Source organism: Kitasatospora sp. NPDC058162 (assembly GCF_042884005.1).
GTDB lineage: Bacteria > Actinomycetota > Actinomycetes > Streptomycetales > Streptomycetaceae > Kitasatospora.
On sequence record NZ_JBHVUS010000001.1, the window covers coordinates 519,241 to 530,124 of the forward strand.

A 10,884-nucleotide genomic window follows, 5' to 3' on the forward strand; every position below is an offset into this window, starting at 1 on the left:
GCGGGTCAGGGGATGAGGCCGCAGGCCCGGCCGGCGCGCGCGAGCGTGGCGACGGCCGTGTCCAGGTCGGCCTCGGAGTGGGCGAGGTTGACGATCGTGCGCAGCCGGGGCAGGGTCCGCGGCACCGCCGGGTAGACGATCGGCTGCACGAACAGCCCGTCGCGCTGGCACAACCGGGCCATGGCGCCCGCCTGTTCGGCGCTGCGGCAGATCACCGGCACCACCGGGGTCTCGCTGTGCAGGGTGTCGAAGCCGAGGGCGCGCAGCTGCTCGCGGTAGCGGGTGGTCCTGGCGCGCAGCTCCCGGGTGAGTTCGGGAGCGGCGGCCATCACCTCGATCGCGGCCTTGGCGGCGGCGACCTGGGCCGGGGTCGCGGCGGCGGAGAACATCCAGCCGCGCGCGTTGTTCTTCAGCGCGAAGATGAGGTCGCGCGAGCCGGAGACGTAACCGCCCGCACTGGGCACGGTCTTGGACAGGGTGCCCATCTTGACGTCCACCCGGGCCGGGTCGAGGCCGAAGTGCTCGGTGATGCCGCGCCCGGTGTCGCCGAGGACGCCGAGGCTGTGCGCCTCGTCGACCATCAGCGGGGCGTCGTAGCGCGCGCACAGCTCGGCGATGCCGGGCAGGTCGGCGACGTCGCCGTCCATGCTGAACACGGCGTCGGTGACCACCAGGCGGCCCCGGTCGCCCACCTTCTTCAAGGCGCGTTCCAGGTCGGCCAGGTCGTTGTGGGCGTAGGTGATCACCTCGGCACCGGAGAGCCGGTAGCCGTCGAGGATGCTGGCGTGGTTGTAGACGTCGCCGATCACCACGTCGCCCGCGCCGACCAGGGCGCCCACGGTGGCGACGTTGGCCATGTACCCGCTGGAGAAGACGACGGCGTCCTCGGCACCGAGGAAGTCGGCGATGGCCAGCTCCAGTTCGCGGTGCAGGTGGAGCGTACCGGCGAGCAGGCGCACGCCGTGGGCGCCGGTGCCGTGGCGCTCCACCGCGTCGAGGACCTGCTGGTCGATGTAGTCGTGGCCGATCAGTCCGAGGTAGCTGTAGGAGGCGAAGTTGAGGTACCAGCGGCCGTCGAACCTGATCCGCGCGCCCTCGGCGCGTTCGATCACGGGCTCGTAGAAGTACTCGTCCCTGGCCACGAGTTGGCGGTCCTCGGTGGAGAGCGCGTCGATCCGGCGCTCCAGGAAGGTCCCGCCGGGCGCGCCGGACAGCCGGCCGGGCAGGGTGCGCCGGGGCGTGCGGGTGCGCTGCGGGGCGGGGGCCGGTACAGGCGCTGTTTCGAGTACCGGTACGGGCGTCGGTTCGGGGCGCGGCGCCTGGTCCCGGTAGCGGTCCCAGTCTGGGACGAAGGCGTCGGCCGGAACAGCAGCGGGCGCGGGAACAGGAGCGGCAACGGCCGCCGGAGCCTGCCGTGCGGCAACTCCCGTGCGCGGCAAGGACTCCAGGTGCCCCAGCAGGGCGCCGACGCCGCTGTGCTCGAAGAAGACCATCGGGTCGACGTCGAGCCCGGAGCCGGACAGCGCCGCGGCCAGCTCGACCGCCATCATCGAGTCGAGGCCCAGCTCCAGCAGGTCGTCCTCACGGGCGACGTCGTCGACGTGGAGGATCGTGCGGACGGCGGCGGTGAGCGGCGGCCACAGCGTGCTCGCCGGTGTCGTGGTGGTCATGGGTGCCCCCTTCGCTCGGGCGGTGGCGGTCAGGACGTAGTGCGCCGGAGGACGGGAGAGGGCCGCGCGCAGCAGCGCGACGCCGTCGTCCGGGGTGAGGGCGGGGACGCCGTGGGCGGCGGCCCTGGGGGCGATGTGCTCGCCCATGCCGACGTTCCACAGGCCCCAGCCGAGGCTGTACCAGGGCTCGCCGGCCGCGCGGCGGCGGGCCGCGTAGCCGTCCAGGTAGGCGTTGGCGGCGGCGTAGGCGCTCTGGCCGAGGTTGGCGCGTACGGCCGCGACGGAGGAGAACAGCGCGACGAAGCCGGGCGGGTCGTGCCGGGCCGCCAGCTCGGCGAGGGCGTGCACCCCGCCGATCTTGGGGTCGAGCACCTCCCCGATCTGCGTCGGGGTCAGACCGCGGGCCAGGCCGTCGCGCAGCACTCCGGCGGCGTGCAGGATGCCGTCGTAGCGCGCGGCGCCGGCCAGCCGCCCGGGCAGCTCGCGGACGTCGGCGGCCACGGTCTCCAGCTCGCAGCGGGCGGCGAGCCGGTCGAGGCGCCGGCGGGCCTCGCCGACCCCCGGGGCGCCGCGGCCCACCAGGGTGAGGTGGGCGCAGCCCTCCTCGGCCAGGAACTCGGCGACGCGCAAACCGATTGCTCCCAGGCCGCCGGTGATGAGGAAGCGTCCGCCGCGCAGCCGCGGGGGCCGGGCCGCGGCGGAGCGGTCGGGGGCGACCACCGGCGCGTACCAGGTGCCGGCGCGCCGGGCCAGGTCCGGCTCGGCGTACCGGGGTGGCGGCACGGGCGCGCCCGGTTCCAGGTCGACCAGGCGGACGGCGGTGCGCGGGTGCTCGGCGCGCAGGGTGCGGGCCAGCCCCCAGAGTGCGGTCATGAGGGGGTCGACGGGCTCGCCCCCGGTGATGTCGTGGGCTCCCGTGGTGACGATCAGCAGGTCGGGCATCGGGGGCCGGGCGGCCAGGCGGCGCACCAGGGTGAAAACGCCCTGGAGGGCCTGCGCCGCCCCGTCCGCCCCCGCGACCCCCCGGGGTGCCAGGTACACCACCTCGTGGACGGGGTGCTCGGCGAGGACGGCGTCGATCCGCTCCCGCGTCAGCTCCTCGGGCGCCAGCCGGGCGACGGGCGGGGTGGACGGCGGCGGGGTGTCCTGGGGAGCGATGAACAGGACCGCCCGGTCGGCGGCCGGAGGCACGGGGACCGGTTCGGTCCGCCGCCACCCGGGTACCTCGATCAATCCGACGGCGGGCGTGGGCTCCCGGCCGGACGCGGCACCAGCGGCCTTGAGGGTGATCCGCTCCAGTTCCAGCAGGACTTCCCCCTGCTGGTTGCAGACGGTCGCCCGCCCGCGTACCACGCCACCGACACCACCAGGCGCCGCCGGTTCGAGCTCGACCAGCGCCAGCACCGTCCCGGTGATCCGACGTCGGGCGGTGAGCCGGCCGACGTACCAGGGCAGGCACGCCCCGGCCGCTCCCCCGTCGAGCAGCCCGAGCAGCTGGAACACCCCGTCGAGCAGCGGCGGCGGCACGAAGGACGCCGCGCCCGGGTCGTCCTCGGCCGTGCGCAGCACCGCCGCGATCCGCCCGGGCCCGCGCTGCGCGGAGCGGACCACCCGGTAGGCGGGCCCGTACCCGATGCCGCTGGCGCGCCGCCAGGCGTCCAGTTCGGCGAGCGGGACGGCGTCCGGGCAGCCGGCCCGCAGGGCGATGGTGTCGAGGTGGCGCGGCGGCGCCAGCGGCGTGCCGTGCGCACGGGCGGTGCTGTACACGGTCAGGGCGGTCGGGGCGGTCGGAACGGTCAGGGCCGTCGCGGCGCCGGTGCCCGCGCCGCGCAGGGCGCACCGCCCGTCCTCGCCCGTCACCACCGCCAGGTCGACGCGCGGCCCGTCGACCCGCAGCGGCGCGCGGAAGGCGAGCTGCTCCAGCGTCCAGGAGCGCCCCGGCCGTCGGGCGTCCAGGGCGCGCAGCAGCGCGTCCGCCTGGACGGCGGCGGCGAGCACGGGGTGCTCCCCGATCCGGTGGTCGGCCACCACCGGGTCGGCCGCGTCGAGGGTGAGCGTCGGCGCGCTCATGTGCGCAGGCCGAATCGCCCGGTGGCCTTCACCAGGCCGTTGACCTGGATGTCGACCCGGTGCTCGCCCGGGTAGTAGCTGCGGGTCTGCACCTCCTTGACGGGGTGGGGCTTGCGCAGGCTGCGCCGTTCGCCGGGGGCGAGTTCCAGCGTGGTGAGCTTGAAGACCTTGGGGATGCTGCGCCCGTTCTTGCGGACGTGGTGGACGACGTAGTCGACGGTGACGCTGTGGGCACGGGTGTCGGTGTTCTCGACGTCGAACTCGACGAGGACGGTCTCCCCGACGGTCAGCTCGCCCGGTGTGACGCTCAGCCGGGGCACCCGGACGTGCTCGCCGCCGGTGGCCCCGAGGACGGCCAGGGCCTGCTGGTCGCCGTTCTTCACCAGGGTCCGCAGTCCGTGCTTGACGATCCAGGCGGTCTCGGGGGTGGGGCTCTGTTCCAGCCAGCGCAGGGCGGTGTCGAGGGCCTGCTGCGGGTTGTCCTTGGAGATGTCGTTCAGGTTGTTCGCGACGGACTTGCGGACGTACTCGGAGGGGTCGCTGCGCAGCGGTTCGAGGACCTCCAGGACGGGCCGCGGGTCCTTGACGAAGACCCCCAGGGTGCGGGCCCAGGGCAGCCGCGGGCGCACGCCCTCGCTGGCGAGGCGCCGCACGTTGTGGCTGGGGCTGAGCGCCCACGCGGTGACCCGCCGCATGGTCTGCGCGTGGTGCTGTTCGAGGTAGGGCCGGATGGCGTACTCGCCGGTGTGCCGCCGGGTGATCTCCTCGATCGCGTCGAGGGAGGGCTCGGGGTGGCCGAGCCCGTACTCCTCGACGAACCTGGCCACCGGCATCAGGTACCAGCTGGCGTTGAACATCCCCTCGCCCTCGGCGAGTTCGTCGCCGAGGACGGTCAGCAGCCGGGGCAGGGCGGCGGGGTAGTCGGCGGGCAGCCGGGTGCGCAGGCCCTCGGCCAGCACCAGCACGCGGTCCTTCAACTCCTTTCCTGGAACCCGCCGTTCGACTTCGGCCGCGTAGCCGTCGACGTCGAAGCCGGGGTGGGCGGCGCGGATCCTGCCTCCGATCAGGCGGGCCGCCTCGCCGTTGAAGTGTCGCTTGAGTCCGTACTCGCTAGCCATGGTGCTCGGGCCTCTTCGTGTGCTCGTCGGGGTTGCCTGCGGCCTCGGTGATCCAGTACCGCTGCCGGCGGAAGGGGTAGGTCGGGATGGTGGTGATCCGCTGGCCCTTGTGCTCGTGCAGGGCGCTCCAGCGCGGTTCGGCGCCGGTGCGGTCGTGGTGGGCCGCCAGGGCGGCGTGCAGCTGCGCCTGGTCGCCCCGGCCGCGCCGGAGGGTGGCGATCCACCCGGGGTGCTCGCCGGTGTACGCGGCCCGGGCGAGCGGGAGCAGCTGGGGCTGCGGGCCGATCTCCCACACCGTGTCCGGGCCGTCCTCGCCCAGGGCGGTCACCGCCTCGGCGAAGCGGACCGGGAGGCGGATGGCCCGGGCCCAGTACTGCGGGTCGGTCGCGCTCCCGGCGGTGTGCCAGGCGCCGGTGAGGGTGGAGACGAACGGCCGGACGGGCGGGGCGAGTTCGACGCCGGCCACCGCCGCCGCGAAGGGGGCCACCGCGCCGTCCATCAGCGCGCTGTGGAAGGCGTGGCTGACCGTCAGCGGCTGAACCCGCTCGGCGCTCTCGGCCCGCAGCCGCTCGACGGCCTCGGCCGGGCCGCTGACGGTGTGCAGGCGCGGCCCGTTGTAGGCGGCGATCTCCAGGCCGGGGTACCGGGCGAGGGCGGCGGTCAGGGTGTCGGCGTCGGTGTGGACGACCGCCATCGCCCCACCCCGGGGCTGGTCCTGCATCAGCCGGCCGCGCAGCGCGGTCAGCCGCAGCAGGTCGGGCAGGGCGAGCACGCCCGCGGCCCAGGCCGCCGTCAGCTCGCCCAGGCTGTGCCCGGCGACCGCGTCGGGCCGCACGCCCGCCGCCGCCAGCCAGCGGACCAGGGCGACCTGCACGCTCACGATGCCGATCTGCGCGTAGCGGGTCTCGTCCAGCAGGTGACGGGCGTCGCCGTGGAGCAGGTCGAGCAGCGCGACACCGGTGTGCGGGGCGAGCAGTTCGGCGCATTCGTCCAGCGCCTCGCGGAAGCGCGGCTCGGTGGCGTACAGGCCCTCGCCCATGCCGGGGTACTGCGAGCCCTGCCCGGTGAACAGGAACGCGGTGCGGGCCGCGCCGCCGGGGTGCCGGGCCGCCGGGGTGCTCCCGTCGGCGACGTCGGCGAGCCGGGCGGCCAGCTCGGCGGGGGTACCGCCGTGCACGACGGCGCGGTGGCGGTGCGCGGCCCGCGCGGTGTTCGCGGTCCGGGCGAAGTCGCCGAGCCCGGCAGCTGGGAGGGCGGCCACCTGCCCGGCGTAGGCGGCGGCCAGGGCGCGCAGCGCCGGCTCGCTCGCGGCACCGATCCGCAGCAGGTGGCTGTCCTGGGCGAGCGGGGCGGAAGCGGGGGCGGCCGGCGCCTCCTCGACGATCACATGGGCGTTGACCCCGCCCATCCCGAAGGCGCTCACGGCGGCCCGGCGCGGTCGCTCCCCGCGCGGCCAGGGGAGGGGCCGGTCGACCAGGTGGAACGGGGTGGTCTCGAAGCGGATGTGGTCATTGGGCCGGGTGACGTGCAGGGTCGGCCACAACTGCTCGTGCTCCAGGCCCAGCAGGACCTTGACCAGGCCGGCCAGGCCGGCGGCGGGCTCCAGGTGGCCGACGTTGGACTTCAGCGAACCGAGCGCGCAGTACTGGGCGCGGTCGGTGTGCTCGCGCCAGGCCCGGGTCAGCCCGTCCACCTCGATCGGGTCGCCCAGCCGGGTGCCGGTGCCGTGCGCCTCGACCAGGTCGATGGTCTCCGGGGAGACCTCGGCGTCCCGCAGAGCAGCCGTCACGACGTCGCGCTGGGCGGCCGGGCTGGGCGCGGAGTAGCGGGTGGTGCGGCCGCCGTGGTTGACCGCCGTACCCCGGACCAGCCCGCGCACCCGGTCGCCGTCCCGCTCGGCGTCCGCGTGCCGGCGCAGCACCACGGCGACCGCGCCCTCACCGGGCACGAAGCCGTCGGCGCCGTCGTCGAAGGAACGGCAGCGATGGCGGGGCGACAGGGCCATCAGCTCGCCCATGGAGCGGAAGTACTCGGGGCTGATGGCGGCGTGCACGGCGCCGATCACCGCCGTGTCGACGTCCCCGGAGCGCAGGTGCTGCACGGCGGTGTGCAGAGCGACCAGGGAGGAGGAGCAGAGGGTGTTGACGAGGGTGCTGGGGCCGTGCCAGTCCATCAGGTAGGACAGCCGGTTGGCGATCATCGCCTCCAGGCCGAGCCCGCGCCCGTCGGCGACGCCGTGCCGCACCCGCTCCTCGTGGTAGTGGTCGTGGCTGTACGCGATCCAGAGCCCGGTGGTGGCGCCCTCGGCCCGGGCACCGGCGCGGCCGCCGTCCTCCAGGGCCTCCCAGATCGTCTCGTAGACGATCCGGGCCTGGGGGTCGATCAGCGGCGCCTCCCGGGGCGAGATCCGGAACGGGGCGGGGTCGAACTCGTCCACCCGGTCGAGGAACGAGGCCTGCGGGACGGGGGCGTCCGGGTGGCGGCGGTCCCCGGGCAGCGGGCGAACGGTGTCGCGGCCCTCGCGCAGCAGCTCGGCGAACTCGGCCAGGCCGGCGGCGGTGGGCAGCCGGACGGCCGCGCCGACGACGGCGATGTCGCGCGGGCGGGGGGCGGCCGCGCGGGCGGGGGCGGGGCGGGAGCGGCGGGGTTCGGTGGGCGGCGTCGCGGCGTCGACCGGACGGGCCGGGGCGTCGGGAGTGTCAGTGGCCGGGGCGGAGCCGGTCGCGGCGGGCAGCGTCGCGACCAGCTCCGGGAACTCCTCGGCGAGGAAGGCGGCGAAGCGGCGCGGGGTGGGGTACTCGAAGAACACCGTCGGGTAGAGCGTGAGGCCGTTCTCCCGGGAGATCCGCTCGCTCAGCGACACCAGGCCGACGGAGTCGGACCCGGAGGAGAGGAACTCCGTGTCGGCGTCGGCCTCGGCGATCCCCGCCGACTCCAGGAACCAGGCGAGGATCCGCGCGCTCGGGTCCGCGCTGCGGACGGTACGGGCGGTGGGCGCCTTCCTGGGCTGCTCCGGTACAGGCTCGGCCGCCGGTACGGGCTCGGCCGCTCGTACGGGCCCGGCCGCCGGCTGCTCGTCGAAGGCCGCCGTCGGGACGCGCTTGGAGGAGATGTCCGCCAGCACCAGCAGCGGCCGCCCCGCCGCATCCGTGACCGTCTGGGTGACGCGGCAGGCCTCCTCGTTCCAGAAGGCGGTCTCGGTGCGGACGTACGCCGCCTCCTCCAGCGGCCCGTGGACCTCCAACCGCCCGACCGACAGCGGGATGAAGGCCGAGGCGTCGGCGGCGCCGAACACCGGGTTGCCGGGCGCGATCGCGGCGATCGTCACGCTGTCGAGCAGCCCGGGGAACAGCTCGACCCCGCTAGGGTTCAGTTCCCGCTGCCGGCCGCCCTCGACCCGGGCGAGCGTGCCGCCGTCGGGCAGGCCGGCCACCCAGGAGATGTTCCGGTAGTAGCGGCCGTGGTGGTAGCCGATCCGCCGGAGCCACCGGTACAGCTGGGAGCCGGCGTGCAGTTCGGCCGAGCAGGTGTCCAGCAGTGCGGCGATCGGGACGGCGACGGGCTCCGGCGCCCGCCGCGCGAGGTAGCGGCCGGTGACGAAGGGCTCGTCGGTCTCGCCGTCCCGGACGGTGAAGCGGCCCTCGCCGTCCACCCGGCACACCACCCGGTGAGCGGTGCTGGGGATCAGCGGGCGGTGGAAGAGGACGTCGCCGAGCCCGTGGAAGGCCTCGCCGCGCAGGGCCGCGCCCTCGCGCAGGAAGTCGAACCAGGCCACGCCCGGCAGCATCGTGCGCCGGTAGACGGCGTGTTGGGCGATCGGGGCCTCGCCGGGGCCGAAGACCCGGGAGAAGCGGTAGCCGGCGGGGCCTTCGTCGGCCTCCAGCGCGGTGGGTGTGCCGGGTTCGGCCGAGCGCAGCGGTTCGCGCAGGTCCAGGGCCGGGCCGGTGGGCTGGGCCGCGGGCAGCGGGCGCTTGCGCCAGGCGCGTCCGCCCTGGACCGCCGTCCAGTCGAACTCCCTTCCCGCCGCGAAGAGTTCGGCCACGGTCGCGGCGAGCGCCCCGGCCACCTCCTGGTCGCCCTCGGCCCGGTCCAGCCGGGCGCAGAGGTCCGCCGCCTCCGGGTCGGGGTCGGCCGCCGCCTCGGCCTCCTGCCGGAGGACCTCGGCCAGCGCCTGCTCCAGGGGGACGCTCCCCCAGGCGAACGCGCGGACGGCCTCCCAGCCCGGCGGCAGGTCCACCGCCTCGGCGGGCACACCGAGGCCGCGCAGCGCCACCGCGAGCGCGACGCCCTCGCTGATCCTGAGCAACTCCCCGGAGAAGGACGCCAGTTCGGTACCGGTCGCGGTCTCGAAGAGGTCGATCACCTCCCGCACGGCGGGCACCGTGCGGTCCAGCGCCGCCAGCCAGCCGGGCGGGGTCGACGCCGCCGCCGGGCGCAGCCGGACGCTCGCCCGGGGCTCCGGCGTGCCGCCGAGCAGCCACGCCCGCAGGGCGGCGGCCAGCTCACCGGCGTCGGCGCCCGTCACGGCGGTGCGCACCGCGCGATGGGGCCGGGCCAGTCGCGCCGTCGCGCACACATCGGCCAGGGCCTCGCCCACGGTGGGCAGGAAACCCAGCCACTGGGCGGCGAGTTCGCGCAGCGCGTACGGGGTGCCGGCCGACAGCGGCAGGACGTGGACGGCCCGCCCCGGAGCCGGGGGGTACGGCTCCGGGACGGAATCGGGGACGGCCTCGGCGACCACGTGGGCGTTGGTGCCGCCGAAGCCGAAGCCGCTCACCGCGGCCCGGCGCACCGGCGCCTCGGGCCAGGGAGCAGCGACGGTGGGCAGGTGGAACGGGCCGGTGTCCAGGCCCAGGCGCGGGTTGGGCGCCGGCACGCCCGCCGCCGGGATGACTCCCTCGCGCAGCAGCACGAGGACCTTGGCGAGCGCCGCGAGGCCCGACGCCGAGTGGAGGTGGCCGATCCGGCGCTTGAGCGAGCCGAGGGCCACCGAGTTGCGCGGCACGCCGTGCCGGCCGAAGACCTCCGTCAGGGCTCGCGTCTCGATCGGGTCCCCGATGGCGGTGCCCGTGCCGTGCGCCTCGACGTACCGGACGGTGGCCGGGTCGACGGTCCGGTAGACCCGGTCCAGCAGCTCCACCTGGGCGTCCAGGTTGGGCGTGGTGACGCCCATGGTGGCGCCGTCGTTGTTGACCGCGCTGGCGCTGATCGCGCCGAGCACGTGGTCGCCGTCGGCCAGCGCCGCCGCCATCGGCTTGAGGACCAGCGCGACGGCGCCCTCCCCCGGGACGTAGCCGTTGGCCCGGCCGTCGAAGGTGTGGCAGCGGCCGTCCGGGGACAGCGCCCCGGTGCGGGAGAGCAGGACGAAGGTCAGCGGGTCGATCAGCAGGTCGACGCCGCCGACCACGGCCAGGTCGCAGGCCTCGGCGGCCAGGCTCTGGCAGGCGAGCCAGAGCGCCGTCAGCGAGGACGAGCAGGCGGTGTCGACGACCAGACTCGGGCCCGCGAGGTCGAGGCGGTCGGACAGCCAGGCCGCCAGGAAGTTCTGCGACCGCCCCCACAGGGCCGACGGGCGGACACCCGCGTCCAGCGGCCCGGCCAGGCCGCGGCCGTGGTCGAAGCCGTAGGAGTTCATGCGCGCGCCGATGAACACGCCCGCGTTCAGCCTCCGGCCGGCCCCGAGCTGGCCGGCGTCCTCCAGGGCCCGGGCACCGACCTCCAGCATGGTGCGCTGCTGCGGGTCCAGCGGCAGCGCGTCCTCGGCGGTGAGGCCGAAGGCGGCGTGGTCGAAGGAGTACGGGTCGAGCAGGAACGCCCCACGGTGGTGGGAACCCTGGTGGGGGCCGTCCCCGAGGTAGAGCTCGCGGCGCCACCGGCCGGGCGGAACCTCGCCGACCTCGACGGTGTCCTGGTGCAGGAAGTGCGCCAGATCGACGGCGTCCTCGGCGCCGGGGAGGCGTACCGCGAGGCCGATGACGGCGATGCGGCGGTCCTGACGGTCCACCCTGGTCCTTTCGTCAGAGGGT

General features: G+C 75.7%; 3 protein-coding genes. All 3 read right to left on the minus strand.

Annotated elements, in window-relative coordinates; all coding sequences use genetic code 11:
* Nucleotides 1–5: 5 nt before the first annotated feature.
* Genes ACFVXG_RS02200 through ACFVXG_RS02210 form a run of 3 tightly spaced genes read right to left on the minus strand, consistent with a single transcriptional unit; the run spans nucleotide 6 to nucleotide 10,862 of the window.
* Nucleotides 6–3,740 carry a bifunctional SDR family oxidoreductase/pyridoxal phosphate-dependent aminotransferase family protein gene (locus ACFVXG_RS02200; protein WP_387923411.1) on the minus strand — a complete coding sequence of 1,245 codons (3,735 nt, stop codon included), beginning with the start codon at nucleotides 3,738–3,740 and terminating at the stop codon, nucleotides 6–8.
* Complete coding sequence (locus ACFVXG_RS02205; protein ID WP_387923412.1) at nucleotides 3,737–4,858, minus strand: DNA alkylation repair protein; 1,122 nt, start codon at nucleotides 4,856–4,858, stop codon at nucleotides 3,737–3,739. Before ACFVXG_RS02205 ends, ACFVXG_RS02200 begins: the two co-directional genes overlap by 4 nt.
* Nucleotides 4,851–10,862, minus strand: coding sequence for a beta-ketoacyl synthase N-terminal-like domain-containing protein (locus ACFVXG_RS02210; RefSeq protein ID WP_387923414.1), 6,012 nt, complete (start codon nucleotides 10,860–10,862; stop codon nucleotides 4,851–4,853). The genes ACFVXG_RS02205 and ACFVXG_RS02210 overlap by 8 nt, the downstream gene beginning before the upstream one ends.
* Between the last annotated feature and the right edge of the window lie 22 nt (nucleotides 10,863–10,884).

Excerpts from the sequence above, each read along its gene's own strand:
- ACFVXG_RS02200 (WP_387923411.1), bottom strand. The coding sequence starts at position 3,740 with ATGAGCGCGCCGACGCTCACCCTCGACGCGGCCGACCCGGTGGTGGCC.
- ACFVXG_RS02205 (WP_387923412.1), bottom strand. The coding sequence starts at position 4,858 with ATGGCTAGCGAGTACGGACTCAAGCGACACTTCAACGGCGAGGCGGCC.